The following is an 18560-nucleotide window of genomic DNA, read 5'->3' on the forward strand; positions in this document are numbered from 1 at the left end:
GACGGCGCCGGAGGTCAATCCTTCTCCAGCGCGGTCCCCCGTTTGGCCGCCTGGATCTGCTCGTACACATGGGTGCGCAGTTCCGCGAAGCGCGGGGCCACGCGGGTGTGCAACTGGTCACGCTCGGCGGGGAGATCGACCTTCAGCTGCTCCTGGACGACCGTGGGGGAGGCGGACAGGATCAGGACACGTTCGCCCAGGTAGACGGCCTCGTCGATGTCGTGGGTGACGAAGAGGATCGTGATCCCGCGCTTCCGCCACAGACCCCGCACGAGATCCTCCAGGTCGGCGCGGGTCTGGGCGTCGACCGCCGCGAACGGCTCGTCCATCAACAGGACGTCCGGCTCGTACGCCAGCGCGCGGGCGATGGCGACCCGCTGCTGCATCCCGCCGGACAACTGCCACGGGTACGCCCCGGCGGCGTCGGACAGACCGACCGAGGCGAGCGCGTCCTCGACCAGACCCCACCGCCGCTCCCGGATCAACTTCTTCTGCTTGAGCGGAAGTTCGACATTGTCGCGGACCCGCATCCAGGGGAAGAGGCTGCGCCCGTACTCCTGGAAGACGACCGCCATGCCCGGCGGCGGCCCCTCCACCGGCTCTCCCGCCAGGCGGACTTCACCCGCCGTCGGCCTCAGCAGCCCCGCCACGCACTTCAGCAGGGTCGTCTTGCCGCAGCCCGACGGGCCCACCAGACACACCAGTTCGCCGGCGTCGACGGTGAAGGTGAGGTCCCGCACCGCCTCCACGCGGCGCCCGGAACCCTCGTAGACCTTCTTCAGGCCCGCTACGTCAAGCAAGGCGTGCATCGCCCGCTGCTCCTTCTCGAGTTTCACTACGACCGCCGGGAGGACGCGCGCTGACCGTGGTACCAGCCGAGCACGCGCCGCTCGACCAGCCGGAAGACGACGGACAGCAGGAACCCCAGCAGGCCGAGGACGAGAATGCCGGTCCACATGTCGGGGATGGCGAAACCGCGCTGGAACTGGACGATGGTGTAGCCCAGTCCGTTGCTGGCCGCGGTCATCTCGCTGATGACCATGAGGATGATGCCGATGGACAGCGCCTGGCGCAGCCCGGCGAAGATCTGCGGGCTCGCCGAGCGCAGCACGACGTTCCGCAGCCGCGCCGCGCCCGTGATGCCGTACGACCTGGCCGTCTCGGACATCACGGAGTCCACAGCGCGGACGCCCTCGACCGTGTTGAGCAGGATCGGCCAGACACAGCCGCTCGCGATCACGGCGATCTTCATCGTGTCGCCGATGCCCGCGAACAGCATGATGACCGGGACGAGGACGGGCGGCGGCACCGCCCGCAGGAACTCCAGGACCGGTTCGCAGACCGCCCGCACCCGCTGGTGGGTGCCGATGACCGTGCCGAGCGCCACACCGACGACCGCCGCCAGGGCGTACCCGGCGGTCAGGCGCAGCAGGCTGGGCAGGACGTCGGCGCGCAGCCGCTCGGCCGTCCAGACGTCCGGGAAGGTGGCGAGGATCGTGCGCAGCGGCGGCCAGTACACATCGGTGCTGCCCGCCGACGCGAACCACCAGACCGTGACCAGGACGAGGGGGAGGGCGACGACGAACAGCGGTCGCAGCAGTGCACGGCTCACGCCGCCACCTCCCCGCGCACCGACTGGTGCCAGGCCAGCGCCCGCCGCTCCACCGTCCGCGCCCCCACGTTGATGAGCAGCCCCAGCAGCCCGGTGACCACCACCAGGGCGTACATCTCCGGCACCGCCTGCGAGGTCTGCGCGACCGCGATGCGCTGCCCCAACCCCGGCGCTCCGATGACCAGTTCGGCGGTCACGGCCAGGATGAGCGCCACCGCCGCGGCCAGCCTGACGCCGGTCATGACGTACGGCAGGGCGGTGGGCCACAGCACATGGCGGATCCGCGCCCACGTACCGAGGCCGTAGGAGCGGGCGGTCTCCTCGGCGACCGGGTCGACGTCCTGGACGCCGTACAGGGTCTGGATCAGGACCTGCCAGAAGGACGCGTAGACCACCAGCACCAGCACCGACCGCAGTTCGCTGCCGTACAGCAGGACCGCCAGCGGGATCAGCGCGACCGAGGGGATCGGGCGCAGGAACTCGATCGTGGAGGATGTCGCCTCGCGCAGATACGGCACGACGGCGATGACGATCCCCACCAGGATCCCGGCGGTGACGGCGATCAGCAGCCCGACCGCCCAGCCGGTGAGGGTGTCGCCGAGCGCCGTCCAGAACGCCTCGTCGGCGAACTCGGTGCCGAGGGCGCCGGCGACCCGGCTGACCGGCGGGAAGTAGGCGTCCCTGACGACGCCGACCCGGGGGACCGCCTCCCACAGCACGAGGAACCCCACGAGGCCGGCCGCGCCCAGCGCGGTGTTGCCCGTCCTCACGGAAGCAGCTTGTCCAGGTCCGGGGCCTTGTCGAACAGGCCGTCCTGCACGCCCAGTTCGGCCAGCCGCTCGATGGAGGGGCGGTCGGGTTCCGCGGGGAAGTGGGGCAGGGTCAGCTTGTCCCGCAGGGCGCTCGGGATCTTCGTGTACGTGGTGAGGATCTCGCGGACCTCGTCGGGGTGGCTGTCGGCGTACTCGAGGGACTCGACGGTCGCCTCCTGGAACTTCTTCACCAGCTCCGGGTTCTTCTGGGCGTACTGCTGGGAGGTGAAGTACATGGCCACGGTGAGGTTCGGGTCCACGTCGAAGAAGTTCGACGCGATGGACCGGCCGCCGGCCGCCTTGACGGTGGCCAGCGCGGGCTCCGGGGTGCAGGCCCCGTCGACCTGGCCCTTGTCGAGCGCGGCGGGCATCTGGTCGAAGGGCATCTCGACGAACTCGACCTTCGACGGGTCGCCGCCCGCCTTGCGGATCGACTCCCTGATGGAGGTGTCACAGATGTTGTTGAGCGTGTTGACCGCGACCTTCTTGCCCTCCAGTTGGTCGGGGGACTTGACGGGGCTGTCCTTCTTCACCGTGATGCCGCAGAAGTCGGCACCCTTCTCGGCAGTGGATGCCACACCGTTGGCCACGACCTTGACAGGCACGTTCTTGGACTGGGCGACCAGCAATGACGTCGTGTTGCTGAACCCGAACTGGAACTGGCCGGAGATCACACCGGGCACGATCGCGGCCCCACCCTGAGCGGGCGTCAGCTCCAGCTTCAGGCCGCGCTCGGCGTAGAAGCCCTTCTTCTGGCCCAGGTAGACGGGAGCGACATCCAGGATGGGAATGATGCCGACCTTGAGGGTGGTGGTACTGCCGGACGCGCCGGCCCCGCTCGACCCCGAGGAGTCGGACGAACCGCAGCCCGTGGCGGCCAGAAACAGAGCGCCGGCCGCGAGGCCGATGGGCAGACGACGCATGGCTCCCCCTAGTGGGACAGTTGCTCGGCAACGTGTGCGTGGACCGCACGGCAGTGCACAGCGCGAACGTAGAGGGTCGGTGCGAGCGGGTCAATGCCCCCGCTGTGCAAGGTCGTTGACGTTTTTGCAAGAGTCCTGGCGTGCGCAGAGCGCACCACCGTGTGTATGAGGCGCACCGCCGTGCGTACGGAGCGCACGTGCCGGGCGTCTCCGTGTGTCCGCCAGGAGGCGACGATGCCCGGTCGAGACCGGTTGGGCGCGGCCCGCGAAGCGCATGTCGTCCGGTCCTTCGAGCGGGGACTCGCGATCAACCGGGCCCTCGACGCGAAGCATCCCGCACCGACGCCTCACCTCCGCCGACCACTGTTCGGGCTGCCGTCAGCGGGCGATCCGGGACGCCGGGAACGGAGCCTGGGGGCACCCCCAGCGGTGGCTGGGGGAGTGCGGAGCCCCCTTTCCTCCGGAGAGAAGGTCTGGGGCTTCTCCGTCGCCCTCTGTCCGTCCCCACCTGGCCAGGGCGGGAGGGAACCGGCCTCCCGGGATCGGATCACGCGCGGGATGCGTGTCGCCGCCCCGGTGCGGGACCGGACGGTGAGGTGGCGGCCGCCGTGAGGTCGCCGGGATCGAGGCGGACCCGTGTGTGACGGGGCGGCCGCGGGCCGGGCGCGAGCCCTGGCCCCCGGCTCCGGCGCCCCTACAGGTCGAGCACCAGCCGCGAGCCCTGGCAGCGGGACACGCAGATGAGCATGGTCTCCCCGGCCGCGCGCTCCTCGTCGCTGAGCACCGAGTCGCGATGGTCCGGGGTGCCCTCCAGGACATCCGTCTCACAGGTCCCGCACGTGCCCTCCGTGCACGAGTACAGCACCTCGACCCCGGCGGCACGCACGGTGTCGAGCACGGAGACCCCGACGGGAACCGTGACCGTCTTCCCCGTCCGCTCCAGCACGACCTCGAACTCGCCGTCCGGGCCGGTCTCCTGCTCCTTCGGCCGGAACCGCTCGATGCGGAGCGCCTTGCCCGGGCACCGCTCCTCGACCGCGTCGAGCAGCGGTCCGGGACCGCAGCAGTAGACGAGGGTGTCCTCGGGCAGCCCGTCCAGCACGGACCCGAGGTCCAGCAGCCCGCTCTCGTCCTGCGGGGCGACCGTCACCCGGGTGCCGTACCCGGCCAACTCCTGCTGGAACGCCATGGATGCACGGCTGCGCCCGCCGTACAGCAGCGACCACTCCGCACCCGCCGCCTCGGCGGCGGCCAGCATCGGCAGGATGGGGGTGATGCCGATGCCGCCGGCCACGAACCGGTAGCGGGGCACCGGCTCCAGCGCGAAGTTGTTGCGCGGGCCGCGCACCCGGACCTTGTCGCCGCGCGCCAACTCCGTGTGCACGTACGCCGATCCGCCGCGCCCGTCGGGCTCCCGCAGCACCCCGATCCGCCAGGTGTGCCGGTCCGCCGGGTCGCCGCACAGCGAGTACTGCCGTTCCAGCCCGGGGCCGAGCAGCACATCGATGTGCGCGCCCGGTTCCCAGGCCGGGAGTTCCTCGCCCAGTGGATGCCGCAGGGTGAGGGCCAGCACGCCGTCGGCGGCGAACTCCCGGCTGTCGACGATGAGTTCGACCTCGTGGACGGACGAGGTGGAGGACGAGGTCATGAGGTGATTCCTTGTGGCTCCGTGCCTTGCGGCTGGTGTCCTTGCGGGTGGGAGAGCATCCACTCCCACATCTCGATGGGGTCCTGCGCGGTGTGCTCGCGCCCGCAGTGACAGGTGCCGTGCAGGATGTCCGTGCCCGGCAGCCAGGCGATGCGGTAGACCTCTCCGGTCCGGAAGGTGGGCGGTGTGCTCACTGGACCTTCTCCACCGGCTTCTCCCCCTGCTCGACCAGCCGGGCGAGGATACGGCGGGCGGCCAGACCACCGGTGTCGATGTTGATGCTCAGCTCCTGGTAGCCGGTGCGCTCGGAGCCCAGCGTCTCCTGGAGCAGGTTCAGCGCGACGACGTCCTGCATGACGACCGTGTGGTTGTTGCCCCTGAGGAACTCGGTGACCTCGTCGTCCTCGGTCGCCCAGTCCCGGGAGACCATCCAGAAGTCGTACACCTTGCCGTCCGTCGACGGGGTGATCGCGTAGGTGATCTCGGTGTGGAAGCCGTTGGGGTCGCTGCCGTCCGCCTCGGGGAGCACGCCCACCGGCGCGATCCGGCTGTGCAGCAGGTACAGGCAGGGGGCGAAGTACTCGATGTCCTGCCAGCGGGTGATGCGTCCCTCGATGCCGGTCGACCGCGCGTAGAACGGCGGGCACTCGGCGTCGTCCATGTGCCGGCTCACGCGCACGACACCGGCGCCCTCGTCGACCTCGGTGGTGATCGGTGTCTCGGCGACCTCGGGGGTTCCGATGTAGCCGCCGTGCAGGTAGGTCTCGTGGGAGAGGTCGAGGAGGTTGTCGACGAGGAGCCCGTAGTCGGCGTCGATCGGCTCCATACCGCGCACGGTCGTCCAGCCGGGGGCGGCCAGGTGCTTCGCGCGCGGGATCGTCTGCGGGTCGGCGAGCGCCGGGTCGCCTATCCACACCCAGATCAGCGAGTCCTGCTCGACCACCGGGTAGGAGGCCACGCGAGCCGTCCGCGGGATCCGCTTCTGCCCCGGCACGTACACACACGCGCCCGACGTGTCGTACGTGAAGCCGTGGTACCCGCACACGATCCGGTCCCCGTCCAGCCCGCTCTTGGAGAGCGGGTACCGGCGGTGCACACACCGGTCGTGCAGCGCGACCGGCGTCCCGTCCTCCTCCGTCCGGTAGAAGACGAGCGGCTCACCGAGGATCGTCCGGCCCAGCAGTTCCCGCCCCACCTCTTCGGCGTAGGCGGCGACGTACCACTGGTTCCTGGCAAAAGCAGTCATGTGCGGCATGAGCGGGGTCCCGTCATCCTCGACGTCGTGTCGGAAACACCATGACGATGTCGCCTCCACCCCGGCAATAGGACTTCCGTTGGACGGAAACCCCCTGGTCAGGTACATGGTGCCGGCAACGTGGTGTTCGGTTCGCTTCACCGCTCCGGCCGAGACCGGAACAGGCGCCTCTCTGGCCCTGCGCCCGCGGGGTCGGGGTCGGTGGCGAGGCGTTCACGGTGCAGGCCGACATCGCCGTCCACGCCGATGCCATCCGCATGGCCGAGGAGGTGTTCGGCCGTTTCGGCGGCCTGGATGTGCTGGTGAACAACGTCGGTGACATGGCGGGCGACCAGATGTCCTGGCGGGAGCTCACCGAGGAGTCCATCGACCACGTCCTCGCGGTGGACATCAAGGGAACGATGCTGTGCGTCCACGAGTTCGGCTCCCGGATGCTGGAGCAGGGCCACGGCGCGATCGTCAACATCGGCTCCACCGTGATCGTGCGCGGCAGCGCCCGCGCCCCGCAGTACGCCGCCGCCGAGTACGGCATCCTCGGCATCACCAAGTCCTACGCCCAGGCGTTCGCCCCCACCGTGCGGGTCAACACCTTCGCCCCCGGCTACATCGAGACCGAGATGCTCCTCAGTCGTGCGGACTGGAAGTCCGGCCGCCGCGAGGACATGATCGCCAAGACCCCGATGCGCCGCGTCCCGGGCCCTGCCGAACTCGCGGGCACCGCCCTCTTCCTCGCCACCGACGACGCCGCTCACGTGACCGGCGTCTACCTCAACGCCGACGGCGGCTTCAACATGATCGGCGCCTGACCCGCAGGATGCACGCCCCGAGCAACCGAGGGAGACGACCTCGTGCCACTTGACCGTGACCTTCTGATCGGCGGCAAGGAGACCCCGGCCGTCTCGGGCGGACCACCGCCGATGCCCTGTATCCGGCGACCGTGCTGACCGACCTGCCCGAGGACGCGGAACTGCACCACGCCGAGGCGGTGGCCCTGGCCAACGACACCGAGCACGGCCTCAGTTGCGGCATCCTCACCGAGAACGGCACCCACGGCCCGAAGCCGGCACGCCGTGTCCGCACCGGCATCGTGCATGTGAACGACCAGTCGGTGGACAGGCATCGACTCCTTCTCGAACACCCGCACAACCAGGGAGTTCCCTGTGGCAACGTTCCGTTTCGACACCCGAGTCGCACATGACCCCGACCGCGTCTGGGCCGTCCTCACCGACGTGAGCATGATTCCGAAGTGGTTCCCGGCCGTACAGGAGGCACACTTCGACGGCACGCACCGCCACCTGACCACGGCCGAGGGCACGCTGAAGTCCCTCGTGGTGACGGAGGACGACACACTGCGCCGCTTCCAGTACCGGTTCGTCGAGGGCATGCCCCAGCCCATCGACTTCCACCTGGGCACCATCGACGTGCTCCCCGACGCGGACGGCTCCCGCGTGGTCTACAGCCAGGAGATCCTTCCCGAGGCCCTGGCACCCATCGTCGGCATCGCCCGCTACTTCGCCGTGCGTGGATGAGGGCGGCGGCCAGGGCGAGCAGGTAGGAGTTGGTGACCCACTGCAGTTCGGCGGTGGTGGCGTTCAGGTCGCGGGCGATCTCGGCATTGGCGACGGAGACGACGGAGCCGTCGAGGCCGACCAAGAACAGGCCGAACGCGACGGCGACCAGCGTCAGCCACGGGTTGGCACGCGGACCGCGGGGTCGGGGGTCGGATACGGAAGCGAGCGCTGTGGTCGCAGCGGTGACAGACACGTGTGAACGACGCTGTTCGCGAGGCGGCCCCCGCCGCGTCACACCCGCGCCACGGACCCTTCCCCGTCGTTCGTTCCTCTTGGACCATGCCCCGGGACACTCGAAGCACCTCCAGCGCGCAGGTCACATCCGACGCACCACGTCAGGACAAGAGGTCATCCACCCATGCCTGAAGTCAACCGGCGGCGATTCCTCCAGGCCGCGGGCGCCACTACGGCGTTCAGCGCACTGTCGGCCAGTATCGAGCGGGCCGCGGCGCTGCCCGCGCACCATCGTTCCGGCACCATCGAGGACGTCGAGCACATCGTCGTCCTCATGCAGGAGAACCGGTCCTTCGACCACTACTTCGGCTCGCTGAGAGGCGTACGCGGCTTCGGCGACCCGCATCCGGTGACGCTGGACAACGGCAGGAGCGTGTGGCACCAGTCGGACGGGACGAGGGACGTGCTGCCGTTCCACCCCGAGGCCGACGATCTCGGCATGCAGTTCCTGGAGGGCCTGCCGCACGGCTGGCCCGACGGGCACGCCGCCTACAACGGCGGCAAGTACGACAAGTGGGTACCGGCCAAGGGCACCACGACGATGGCGTACCTGACCCGCGAGGACATCCCGTTCCACTACGCCCTCGCCGACACGTTCACCGTCTGCGACGCCTACCACTGCTCGTTCATCGGCTCCACGGACCCCAACCGCTACTACCTGTGGACGGGACACACGGGCAACGACGGCAAGGGCGGCGGCCCCGTCCTCGGCAACGACGAGGTCGGCTACGACTGGACGACCTACCCCGAACGGCTCGAAGCGGCCGGGATCTCCTGGAAGATCTACCAGGACATCGGCGACGGCCTGGACGCGGCCGGTTCCTGGGGCTGGATAGCCGACGCCTACCGGGGCAACTACGGCGACAACTCGCTGCTCTACTTCAACAGGTACCGGGGCGCCAAGCCCGGGGACCCCTGGTACGACAAGGCCCGGACCGGCACGAACGTCAAGGCCGGCGACGGCTACTTCGACCGGCTGCGGGCCGACGTCAAGGCGGGGAAGCTCCCGCAGATCTCCTGGATCGCCGCGCCCGAGGCGTTCTCCGAGCACTCCAACTGGCCCTCGAACTACGGCGCCTGGTACATCTCCCAGGTCCTCGACGCCCTCACCTCCAACCCGGCGGTCTGGGCGAGGACCGCGCTGTTCATCACGTACGACGAGAACGACGGCTTCTTCGACCACCTCGTGCCGCCGCTCCCGCCGCGCGACGCCTCCCGCGGCAAGTCGACGGTGGAGGTCGGTCCGGACCTCTTCGCGGGCAGCCCCACCCATGTCGCCGGTCCGTACGGGCTCGGCCCGCGCGTGCCGATGCTGGTCGTCTCCCCCTGGAGCAAGGGCGGTTACGTCTGCTCGGAGACCCTCGACCACACCTCGATCCTGCGGTTCATGGAGCGGCGGTTCGGGGTGCGCGAGCCCAACATCTCGCCATGGCGGCGGGCCGTCTGCGGTGACCTGACCTCGGCGTTCGACTTCTCCCGCAAGGACAGCCGGCCCGCCGCGCTGCCGGACACCGACGCGTACGAGCCGCCGGACCGGGAGCGGCACCCCGACTACCGGCCCACCGTGCCGGCGGACCCGAGCATGCCGCGGCAGGAACGGGGACTGCGTCCCGCCCGGCCGCTGAAGTACGTGCCCCGGGTGGACGGTTCGGCCGATCCGAAGGCCGGGACCCTCACCCTCACGTTCGCCTCGGGCGGCAGGGCGGGGGCGGCGTTCCTGGTCACGTCCGGCAACCGTACGGACGGGCCGTGGGTGTACACGACCGAGGCGGGCAAGGCCGTCTCGGACACGTGGAGCTCCGCGGCCTCCGGGGGGTCGTACGACCTCACGGTGCACGGGCCGAATGGCTTCCTGCGGGTCTTCGAGGGGCCGGGGACGGTTCGCGGGCCCGAGGTCACCGCGCGGCACGTCGGCGACGACGTGGAGCTGACCTTCACCAACAAGAGGGCCACCGCGGTGAGCCTCACGATCGAGAGCGCGTACGGCGGCCGGGCCCGTACGGTCCGGGTCCGGGCCGGGGCCACCGTCCGCGAGGTCGTCGACCTGCGCTCCAGCCGACGGTGGTACGACCTGACGGTCGCCGCCGACGGGGGGTTCCTCCGGAGGTTCGCCGGACACGTGGAGAACGGGCGCGTCGGGGTGAGCGATCCGGCGCTGGGGCGGCAGTAGGACGCCGGGTGACCTGGGGTGCCGGGTGGGTCGGGGGCCGGTGACTCGGAGCGCCTACCGGCTCGGCGGGATCTGTGATCGGGCGGCCACCGGTCGTACGTGGCAGATCGCGCAGTTCCCCGCCCCTGAGGGCCTGCGGCCCCGAAGGCCGCGGCCCCAGGGGCGCGTCCGCTCCGGCCCCTCCCAGCCGCGGGCAATCATCCCGCTGGGGCGATGGGGCACCTCCCGCTCGAGCGAAGCCGAGGTGGGGGAGGGTGGGCGCGGACGGCACCCCTGTCAGCGCCGGTAGGCCCTCCCACCCCGCCTGCTCAGAGGGGTGAGGTGCCCAGGTGAGGGAGCCCGGGCGACGCGGTAGCAACGACGGTTCCGTGGGGGCGTGGTGGGGCTCCAGGGCCAGGACGGCCGCCACCGGGTGGTCCTCGCCCACCGGGGTGGGAGCCGTCACCCGGGTCAGCAGCACCACACCCCGCGCCGCCACCACGGCCCCGCCACCGCGAGCAGCGCTCCCGCTGCCCCGCCCCGCAGGCCCTCTCCGAGGAGGGAGGGCCGATCACGGCGGCTGCCAGCGGGTTCGACAGGGTCACGACCGCGAGCGGCGCCCCAGACCCCCTCGGTACGCCGTCTGGGAGAGCAGCAGCCCGCCCACGGCGAACGCGGCGACCAGCAGGGCCACCACGACGACCTCCACGTCGAGGAGGGACCCCGAGTGGTCCGTCGCGGCGACCGTGACGGTCTGGGTGAGCGCGGAGGCGACACCCGAGGCCATGCCGGAGGCACCGGCGTGGCGCAGTCCGGGCCTGGCGCCGGGCCGGGAGAGCAGACCGACCAGGGCGACGGTCGCGCCGGCCACGGCGACTGCCTCCGGCAGACTCAGCACGTCGTCCGGGGCGGGCCCGGACGCGACGATCAGGATCGCGGCGAGACCCGCCAGCGTGAGCGCGGTACCCCGCCACTCCGCGCGGGTGACCCGGCGTCCGGCCACCCGCGCGCCCAGCGGCACCGCGGCCACGAGCGTGAGCGCGCCCAGCGGCTGCACCACCGTGAGGGGGCCGTACTTGAGGGCGACGACGTGCAGCAGAGCGGCGCCCGCGTTCAGCACGACCGAACTCCACCAGGCACCGCTGGCGAGCATCCGCCGTACGCCGGAGTCGGTGCTGCGCGCGGCGAGCCGCTCCTGGGCCACGGCGGCGGCCGCGTACGCGACGGCGGAGACCAGGGAGAGGGCGACGGCGACTAGGGTGGCGTTCATCGTCCCGCTCCGGCCAGGACGGGCTCCTCGGCCGGGACGAGGGTCCCGGAGCGCTGCCCGGCGGTGGTGGCTGTGCGGTGCGGAAGCTGGATCACGGCGAGGACGGCGGCCAGCAGGACGCCGGCGACGATCGCGTCGAGCCAGTAGTGGTTCGCGGTGCCGACGATCACCACCAGGGTCACCAGCGGGTGCAGCAGCCACAGCCGGCGCAGGCGGGATCGGGTCGCCGCGATCAGACCGACCGCGACCATCAGGGCCCAGCCGAAGTGCAGCGAGGGCATCGCGGCGAACTGGTTCGCCAGCGAGTCGGTGGCCGGCGTCGCCGAGTAGACCGTCGGCCCGTACACCTGTCCGGTGTCGATGAGGTGCGCGCCGTCCAGCATCCGCGGCGGGGCCAGCGGGAACGCGAGGTGCAGCAGCAGCGCGGCGGCGGTGAGCGCGGCGAGGACCCGGCGGGCCCAGACGTAGTGCCCGGGGCGCCGCAGGTACAGCCAGACCAGGAAGGCCGCGGTGGCGGGGAAGTGGACGGTCGCGTAGTAGACGTTCGCGATGTGGACCAGCGTGTCGCCGTGCAGCAGCGCGGACTGCACGGAGCCCTCGCCCGGCAGTCCCAGGGCGCGCTCCCAGTCCCATACGTCGTGGGCGTTGCGGAAGGCCTCGGCGGTGTGTCCGTTGGCCAGCAGCCGACCGAACTTGTAGACGAGGAAGAGCCCTGCGACGAGCAGGAACTCACGGACGAGGGGCGGCCGCGGTATCGCGGCGGCCGGCTCTTCCGCAGGCGCGGTGCGGCATTCCATCCCCGGCCCTTTCGCTGACGGCGCTGGTGGCGCTGATTCCCAAGGTGATCGATACGCCGTGGTACCGATACGAGCCGGTACCGATACGAGAGTGTACCGATACGCCACTGTACCGAAACGATGGGGTATCGATACGCCACTGTACCGATACAGGGCCGTTCCGGTACAGTGGCGTATCGACAGGCCTTTCGGCATGGGGACGACCGAAGGAGACACGAGTCATGACGTCGCAGGCAGCGGACGGGCCGGAGACGGCCGTCGCCTCGCGCCGCTCCAAGCTCACGCCCGAGCGCGAGCAGGAGTTCTTCGACGCTGTGCTCGAACAGATCCGTGAGTGCGGCTATGACTCGGTCACCATGGAGGGCGTCGCCGCGAGCACCCGGTGCAGCAAGTCGACGCTCTACCGGCAGTGGCGGACGAAACCACAGTTCGTGGCGGCCGCGCTGCGCGCACGCCGCAGTGTCCGCTTCGCGGGCATCGACACCGGCACCCTCGCCGGTGACCTGCGCGAGGTGGCCCGGCGCGCCGGGGAGGGCTACGTTCTGGAGGGGCGGCTGTTGCAGGCCCTCGGCCATGCGGTCGTGCAGGACGAGGAGCTGAAGGCGGCCCTGCGCGACGCGCTGGTGGAGCCGGAGATCGACGCGCTCCGGGCGATGATCGCCCGCGGGGTGGCGCGGGGCGAGGTCCCGGCCGACCACCCGGCGCTGGAGTTCGTCCCGGCGCAGATCTTCGGCGTCCTGAGGGCCCGGCCGGTGCTGGAGGGCCGGGACGCGGACGAGACGTACATCATCAAGTTCATGGAGGCGGCCGTGCTCCCGACGCTCGGCCTCGTGTAGGGCTCAGGCCGCCGTCCGTGAACCGACCGGACGACGACCTGATCGCGCCGCACCGTGGGGACGGGGGCGGCGCGTAACCCCGGCCGGGTGGGGTTCCTCTGGAGCGGAGAGGAATCCCACCCGGCCGACTGTTTCCCGCCGGGGCGGGGCTGAGGCCGGTGGCTCACACGTCCTGGCCGCTGCCCCCGCTGATCGACGCCTTCTTGATGCCGTTGGTGATCTCGTCGATGACCGACTGCTCGGGTGCCTTGTCGCTCACGTCGATGCCGAAGCGGACGACGACGAGCCGTGAGGAGTCGGCGGGGGAGGGGAAGACGAGCGACTCGACATAGCCGTCGTCACCCTTGCCCGTGATCACCTTCCAGCGGACGTGGTAGCCCTTCTCGCCGGCCACGGTCACCGCCTTCGAGGCCAGCTCCTCGTGCGAGGTGATCTTGCCGTAGCCCTCGGTGCCGTAGGCGTCCTCGGCGGCCTGGGCGATGTCCTCCTTGGCGGCCGCCTCGGCCGTCGTGGCCTTCAGCTTCAACAGCTCGGCGGGGGTCGAGTAGGCGCCGCCGCGCGTGCACGTCTTCGTCGGGTCGGCCGGGCAGTCGTACGACGCCTCGGTCGTCACCTGCGCGCCGACCTGCAACGGTGAGGTGACCCAGCCCTCGGGCACGGGGATGCTGATGCCGCTGGTCGTGTCGGTGGCGTACCCCTCCTCCTGCGGCGGCTGCCCCGACCCGTCCGGCGCAGGCGTCTGACCACCGGAACCGCCGGAGCCACCGGGCCCGCCGTTGCCGCCCGGTCCCCTGGCCGCCGTCGTCGCCCGCCCGCCGTTCTGCCCGCCGGGTCCCTGGGACGTCGTACTGCCTTCGCCACCACCGTCGTTGCTGGTCAGCGCGTACACGCCCACGCCGATGCTGGCCAGCACCGCGGCGGCCACGGCCACGGCTATCCCGGTGCGCAGGCCGCGCCTGGGGGTGGGGGCCGGGGCCGGGTAGCCGGGGTACCCGGGGTGTCCGGGTGGCCCCGGGCCCCTGCGGGTAGGGCCCGGTGCCTGGCGGGTAGGCCGGCGGACCGAACCCCGCGGCCGAGCCGACGGGGCGGATCTGGTCCGTCCACGCCTTGCCGTCCCACCAGCGCTCGGTGGCGGGCGCGTCACTTGTCTGGCCGGGGTCGGGGTACCAGCCGGGAGGAGTCACCTGCGTCATGGGGGAACCGTATGAGGCCGGAGTGAAAACCGGATGAGAGGGGCGGGTATTCACGCGCGCCCGCCGCAGTTCCGGGGGCGTGCGGGGGTCGCCCGAAGGTGTTCGGAGGTCCGGACGCCCGACTGTCCGGCCAACTGGTGGGCTGTCCAGGGCTGTCGTCCGGTGGCGCTGCGGCCCGGTAGTCCGGCGGCCCGGTAGCCCCGGCTGTCCGGTCGTTCGGGCGCGAGAGCATGGCCGGACCGGGCCCCGCCATCAGCCCGACGACCGTGCCCGCCGCGAAGACGGCGAGCCCCTTCGCCACGGTCGAAGTACCGGGGTCCTGGAGGAGGTTGAGCAGCGGCAGCGCCAGCACGGTCACTGACAGGGCGCCCGTGAGCATGACCGGCCGCCGGCCCACCCGGTCACTGAGCCGGCCGGCCGGGAGGATCGTGGCCGCGAAGCCGAGATTGGCGAGCACAGTGGCCAGCAGCGCCTGCCGGAAGGTGGCATCCAGACTGTTCTGGAGGTAGGAGGGCGGTACGACCAGGAAGGTGTAACCGGCCGCCGCCCAGCCCATGACGCGACCGGCACCGAGCGCGATGGCCCGGGCGGTGTCGCGGGCCGGCGGCCGGACCGGCGCCGTTCCCTCCTCGCTCTCCCGCCGGAAGGCCGGCGTCTCGTCCAGCCGCAACCGCAGCCACAGCGCGCCGAGGCCGAGCGGCAGGGTCGCCAGGAACGGCAGCCGCCACCCCCACGACCCCAGTTCCGCGGGGGAGAGGACGGTGGCGAGGAACGCGGCGACCCCCGCCCCGCCGAGCAGCCCCAGCGCCACCGTGAACGACTGCCACGCCCCGTACAGTCCTCTCCTGCCGGCCGGCGCGAACTCCGTCAGCACCGACACCGCGCCGCCGAACTCCCCGCCCGCCGACAGCCCTTGGAGCACCCGGAGCAGCGTCAGCAGCCAGGGCGCGGCCGCGCCGACGGTGTCGTACGTGGGGAGCGCGCCGATCAGCGTCGTCGCGACCGTCATCAGGACGATCACCAGCACCAGCACCGGACGGCGGCCGACACGGTCACCGAGCCTGCCGAACAGGGCGGCGCCCACCGGCCGGAAGAAGAACGCCAGCGCGAACGAGGCGTACGTCCGCACGAGCGCCTCGGCCTCGCCGCCGCCCTCCGGTGTGAAGAAGCGCGCGGCGGTGATCGTCGCGAAGTACCCGTACACCCCGAACTCGTACCACTCGATGAAGTTCCCCACGGCCCCCGCGAACAGGGCCCTGCGCGACCCCCGGTCCGCACGGAACGGGGCCCCGGGCCGGGGGCGGGCGCTGTCATACCGTCTCCTTCGCGGAGTGGGGAACGGCCCGCCACCGAAAACCGGAAAATCGGCCTTCGAGCACGGGAAGTTGACTGTCCATCACCTTCAACGCGCCAGGTGGGCGGCTGGATGCGTCGCCACCCGGCGGCCCGATGTCACCCGACATGGCCATAGGTACCCCGACCGGCCTCCACTTCGACTGCCAGAGGGCTACGCTCAATGACCTGTGCATCGTTGCGGACGACACGGGGAGGTAGCGGAAATGACGGAGGCTCGGCCCGACGGGGCAGCCTCGGCTTCCCTGTGGGAGCGCGACGCGGAGATCACCGCCGTCACGGAGGCGATCGACGAACTGTGCGTCGACAAGGCGTCCCCCGGCAGTGTGCTGGTCTTCACCGGTGAGGCGGGCGTCGGCAAGACCGCTCTCCTCACCGAGGCCCGCCGGATCGCCGAGGAGCGCGGCTGCCACGTCTGGTACGCACGCGGCGGCGAGACCGTCACCTCCGTTCCCTTCCACGTCGTACGGCAGTTGCTGCAGCCCGGACTGATGGGGCTGATGGAGGAGGAGGCGCGCGAGTATCTGGGCGACTGGTACGACATCTCCGGACCCGCCCTCGGGCTGGCCGAGCCGGGCGAGGGCCAGGCGGACCCGCAGGGCGTGTGCGAGGGCCTCGTCGCCGCCGTGAACCGCCTCGTGCGCCGCGCCTGGCCGCTCGTTCTGCTGATCGACGACATCCACTGGGCCGACCAGGAGACGTTGCACTGGCTGTCCACCCTCGCCGACCGTCTGACCGAGATGTGCGTCCTGGTCGTGGTGGCCCGCCGGCCCGGCGAGGCCACCGGCGAACGCGCTCGCCACCTCAGCCGGATCGCCGCCAAGGCACGCCCCGTCACCACACTCCAGGCGCTCACCCCGAAGGCCACCGCGGGGCTCACCCGCGCGACGCTCGGCCGGCACGCCGACGACCCCTTCTGCCGCGAGGTGTGGGCGGTCACCGGTGGCAACGCGTACAACACCGTCGAACTGCTCGCCAAGGTGAAGGACTGCGGACTGGATCCGGTCGAGGACTCAGCCGGCGAACTGCGCGCCCTGGACCGCTCGGCGCGCGGCACCGGCCTCGTCGCGCGCCTGGAGGAACTGGGGGTCGAGGCCACACGGTTCGCGTGGGCCGCGGCCATCCTCCACACCGGGATAACCGTCGACATCGTGGCCCGCCTCGCCAGCCTGCCCCGGGCCTCGGCCTCGGAGTGCGCCGAGTTGCTGACCGCGGCCCGTATCCTCACCGAGCCGGATCCGGCCAACCGTCAGGCGGACGCCGGGGACCTGGAGTTCGTCCACCCGCTGATCGCCACCGCCGTCTACGACTCGATCCCGGCGGGCATCCGCACCGCGTTCCACGGAGTCGCCGCGACGGCCGTCACCGAATCCGGGCGCGGCGCCGCCGCGGCCTCCCGCCACCTCATCGAGGTGCACCCGGACGGCGAGGCCGAGCTGGTCGAGCAGTTGCGTGCCGCCGCGGCCGAACATCTGGCCGTGGGCGCCCCCGAGGCCGCCCGTCGCTGTCTGGAGCGCGCCCTGAAGGAGCCGCCGCAGCCGGACGTCCGGGTCCGCGTGCTCTACGAACTGGGCTGCGCCACCCTCCTGACCTCGCCCTCCACCACGATCGAATACCTCCGCTCGGCACTCGCCGAGCCGGGCCTCGACAGCGCCGAGCGCGTGGACGCGGTCTTCCGCCTCTCCCAGGTGCTGCTCCACAACGACCAGTTGCACGAGGCCGTCCGTACGCTGGACGCGGAGATCGGCCGACTGGAACCCGGACCCTCCCGGATGCGGCTGCAGGCCGCGCGCTACATGTGGGAAGGCGTCCACGCCGGCGAGGAACTCCCACCGACCCATTCCCAGGAACTCGCCGCCCTCGCGGCGACCTGCACCGGCCGGGACAACTCCGAACGCGCGCTGCTCATCCTCCGGGGCTTCGACGCGATGACACGCGGCGAGAACGCCGAGGAGGTGGTCGAGTTCTGCGACCGAGCCCTCGTCAACGGCCGCCTCGCGCCCGGACTCGGCTGGACCGACACCGAGTGGGGCATCGAACTGCTCCTGATGCTGGCCACCGCATACGCCTACGCGGACCGCCTCGACCGGGCCGAGAGCCTGTACACGCAAGCCCTGCGCACCTACGAGTCCGCCGGCTGGAGCGGAGGCCACCTCGCGCTGGCCCACGCCTACGTCGGGCTCGGCCACCGCATGCGGGGCCGGCTCAGGGACGCCGAGGCCTCGCTGCGCCAGTCGCTCGTGCTCGCCGAGGGAGTCGGCCGCGGACTGCCTCTGTACTGGACCACGACCGCCAACCTCGTCGACACGCTGCTCGTGCGCGGCCACGTCGACGAGGCCTGGGCGGTCGCCGAGCAGTACAACTTCGCGCCGCCGTACCCGTCCACCATCGTGCTGCCCGAACCGCGCTCCGTGCGAGGGCGGTTGCTGCTCGCGATGGGCCGTACCAAGGAGGGCATCAACGAACTGGAGGCCGCCGAGAAGGCGACGGCGGTCCGGGGTCACCACAACCCCGTCTCCGCCACCTGGGGCAGCGCCCTCGCACGGGCCCTCGCCACCGAGGACCCGCGCCGTGCCGCCGAACTCGCCGCGAGCGTCCGCCGCCGTGCCGAACGCTTCGGTACGGACACCGCCATCGGCGAGGCCCTGCGCGTCGAGGCGTCCCTGGCCACCGGCCGCACGGCCGTCTCGCTCTACGCCCAGGCGGTCACGTACCTGGCGGCCTCGCCCTCCGCGTACGAGCACGCCGCGGCCCGCGTCGAGTACGGCACCGCCAGCCGCTCGGTCTCCGAACTCAACCGGGGGCTGACGCTCGCCGAGTCCTGCGGTGCCGACGGACTGGCCAGGCAGGCACGGGAGGAACTCGCCCGGCTCGGGTAGGGGCGGGGGCCGGGGCCACGCCGGGCGT

The 18560-nt window shown here is 71.5% G+C and carries 14 protein-coding genes and 4 pseudogenes; 6 read left to right on the forward strand and 12 right to left on the reverse strand.

What is annotated here, in order from left to right; all coding sequences use genetic code 11:
• Positions 1-14: 14 nt before the first annotated feature.
• The 7 genes from E4N62_RS11380 to E4N62_RS11410 form a co-directional block, all read right to left on the reverse strand.
• A complete protein-coding gene (locus tag E4N62_RS11380; protein ID WP_230213766.1) occupies positions 15-809 on the reverse strand; it encodes an ABC transporter ATP-binding protein in 795 nt (264 codons plus the stop codon).
• Positions 810-835: 26 nt separating this feature from the next.
• Positions 836-1612, reverse strand: a complete 777-nt coding sequence (locus tag E4N62_RS11385; protein ID WP_230213767.1) for an ABC transporter permease — start codon at positions 1610-1612, stop codon at positions 836-838.
• Positions 1609-2382 carry an ABC transporter permease gene (locus tag E4N62_RS11390; RefSeq protein WP_230213768.1) on the reverse strand — a complete coding sequence of 258 codons (774 nt, stop codon included), beginning with the start codon at positions 2380-2382 and terminating at the stop codon, positions 1609-1611. Before E4N62_RS11390 ends, E4N62_RS11385 begins: the two co-directional genes overlap by 4 nt.
• Positions 2379-3347 carry an ABC transporter substrate-binding protein gene (locus E4N62_RS11395; RefSeq protein WP_230213769.1) on the reverse strand — a complete coding sequence of 323 codons (969 nt, stop codon included), beginning with the start codon at positions 3345-3347 and terminating at the stop codon, positions 2379-2381. Before E4N62_RS11395 ends, E4N62_RS11390 begins: the two co-directional genes overlap by 4 nt.
• Before the next feature lie 694 nt (positions 3348-4041).
• Entirely contained in the window at positions 4042-4995 is a 954-nt protein-coding gene (locus E4N62_RS11400) for a PDR/VanB family oxidoreductase (RefSeq protein WP_230213770.1), read from the reverse strand.
• On the reverse strand, positions 4992-5189 hold the full coding sequence (locus E4N62_RS11405) for a hypothetical protein (RefSeq protein ID WP_230213771.1): 198 nt from the start codon (positions 5187-5189) through the stop codon (positions 4992-4994). Before E4N62_RS11405 ends, E4N62_RS11400 begins: the two co-directional genes overlap by 4 nt.
• Positions 5186-6250: an aromatic ring-hydroxylating dioxygenase subunit alpha gene (locus E4N62_RS11410; protein ID WP_184901856.1), complete on the reverse strand. Its 1065-nt coding sequence runs from the start codon at positions 6248-6250 to the stop codon at positions 5186-5188. The genes E4N62_RS11405 and E4N62_RS11410 overlap by 4 nt, the downstream gene beginning before the upstream one ends.
• Positions 6251-6462: 212 nt before the next feature.
• On the opposite strand from E4N62_RS11410, the pseudogene E4N62_RS11415 reads away from it, so the two are divergent.
• The 3 genes and pseudogenes from E4N62_RS11415 to E4N62_RS11425 form a co-directional block, all read left to right on the forward strand.
• Positions 6463-7056 (forward strand): annotated as a pseudogene (locus E4N62_RS11415) (SDR family NAD(P)-dependent oxidoreductase); the annotation flags it as partial.
• Between the two features lie 113 nt (positions 7057-7169).
• Positions 7170-7361: pseudogene (locus E4N62_RS11420) on the forward strand (aldehyde dehydrogenase family protein); the annotation flags it as partial.
• 49 nt (positions 7362-7410) lie between these two features.
• Complete coding sequence (locus E4N62_RS11425; protein ID WP_230213773.1) at positions 7411-7779, forward strand: SRPBCC family protein; 369 nt, start codon at positions 7411-7413, stop codon at positions 7777-7779.
• Here the strand turns inward: E4N62_RS11425 and E4N62_RS11430 are convergent.
• A pseudogene (locus tag E4N62_RS11430) lies at positions 7775-8014 on the reverse strand (MFS transporter); the annotation flags it as partial. The gene E4N62_RS11425 and the pseudogene E4N62_RS11430 sit on opposite strands and share 5 nt — an antisense overlap.
• Before the next feature lie 165 nt (positions 8015-8179).
• On the opposite strand from E4N62_RS11430, the gene E4N62_RS11435 reads away from it, so the two are divergent.
• Positions 8180-10225: a phosphocholine-specific phospholipase C gene (locus E4N62_RS11435; RefSeq protein WP_230213774.1), complete on the forward strand. Its 2046-nt coding sequence runs from the start codon at positions 8180-8182 to the stop codon at positions 10223-10225.
• A 276-nt stretch (positions 10226-10501) separates the two neighbouring features.
• Here E4N62_RS11435 and E4N62_RS11440 read toward each other — a convergent pair.
• Together E4N62_RS11440 and E4N62_RS11445 are read right to left on the reverse strand one after the other, a co-directional pair.
• A pseudogene (locus E4N62_RS11440) lies at positions 10502-11474 on the reverse strand (DMT family transporter).
• Positions 11471-12271 (reverse strand): phosphatase PAP2 family protein, encoded by an 801-nt coding sequence (locus E4N62_RS11445; RefSeq protein ID WP_230213775.1) that lies wholly within the window; start codon positions 12269-12271, stop codon positions 11471-11473. The pseudogene E4N62_RS11440 and the gene E4N62_RS11445 overlap by 4 nt, the downstream one beginning before the upstream one ends.
• A gap of 221 nt (positions 12272-12492) precedes the next feature.
• Between E4N62_RS11445 and E4N62_RS11450 the strand changes: the two genes are divergently transcribed.
• Positions 12493-13107, forward strand: a complete 615-nt coding sequence (locus tag E4N62_RS11450) for a TetR/AcrR family transcriptional regulator (protein WP_230213776.1) — start codon at positions 12493-12495, stop codon at positions 13105-13107.
• Between the two features lie 163 nt (positions 13108-13270).
• Here the strand turns inward: E4N62_RS11450 and E4N62_RS11455 are convergent, their stop codons facing one another.
• Both E4N62_RS11455 and E4N62_RS11460 read right to left on the reverse strand, forming a co-directional pair.
• Positions 13271-14038 (reverse strand): hypothetical protein, encoded by a 768-nt coding sequence (locus E4N62_RS11455; protein WP_308184895.1) that lies wholly within the window; start codon positions 14036-14038, stop codon positions 13271-13273.
• Positions 14039-14247: 209 nt separating this feature from the next.
• Positions 14248-15537, reverse strand: coding sequence for an MFS transporter (locus E4N62_RS11460; RefSeq protein WP_230213777.1), 1290 nt, complete (start codon positions 15535-15537; stop codon positions 14248-14250).
• A gap of 322 nt (positions 15538-15859) precedes the next feature.
• On the opposite strand from E4N62_RS11460, the gene E4N62_RS11465 reads away from it, so the two are divergent.
• The gene (locus E4N62_RS11465; protein ID WP_230213778.1) at positions 15860-18532 is read left to right on the forward strand and encodes an AAA family ATPase; all 2673 of its coding nucleotides are present in this window, start codon (positions 15860-15862) and stop codon (positions 18530-18532) included.
• Positions 18533-18560 lie beyond the last annotated feature (28 nt).

The organism is Streptomyces sp. MNU76, assembly GCF_020982545.1.
In the GTDB taxonomy this organism is placed as follows: Bacteria; Actinomycetota; Actinomycetes; order Streptomycetales; family Streptomycetaceae; genus Streptomyces.

Bases quoted from the DNA above. Each gene is read 5' to 3' on its own strand.
- E4N62_RS11435 (WP_230213774.1), top strand. From the start codon at position 8,180: ATGCCTGAAGTCAACCGGCGGCGATTCCTCCAGGCCGCGGGCGCCACT.
- E4N62_RS11380 (WP_230213766.1), bottom strand. From the start codon at position 809: ATGCACGCCTTGCTTGACGTAGCGGGCCTGAAGAAGGTCTACGAGGGT.
- E4N62_RS11410 (WP_184901856.1), bottom strand. From the start codon at position 6,250: ATGCCGCACATGACTGCTTTTGCCAGGAACCAGTGGTACGTCGCCGCC.
- E4N62_RS11450 (WP_230213776.1), top strand. From the start codon at position 12,493: ATGACGTCGCAGGCAGCGGACGGGCCGGAGACGGCCGTCGCCTCGCGC.
- E4N62_RS11395 (WP_230213769.1), bottom strand. From the start codon at position 3,347: ATGCGTCGTCTGCCCATCGGCCTCGCGGCCGGCGCTCTGTTTCTGGCC.
- E4N62_RS11465 (WP_230213778.1), top strand. From the start codon at position 15,860: ATGACGGAGGCTCGGCCCGACGGGGCAGCCTCGGCTTCCCTGTGGGAG.
- E4N62_RS11445 (WP_230213775.1), bottom strand. From the start codon at position 12,271: ATGGAATGCCGCACCGCGCCTGCGGAAGAGCCGGCCGCCGCGATACCG.
- E4N62_RS11400 (WP_230213770.1), bottom strand. From the start codon at position 4,995: ATGACCTCGTCCTCCACCTCGTCCGTCCACGAGGTCGAACTCATCGTC.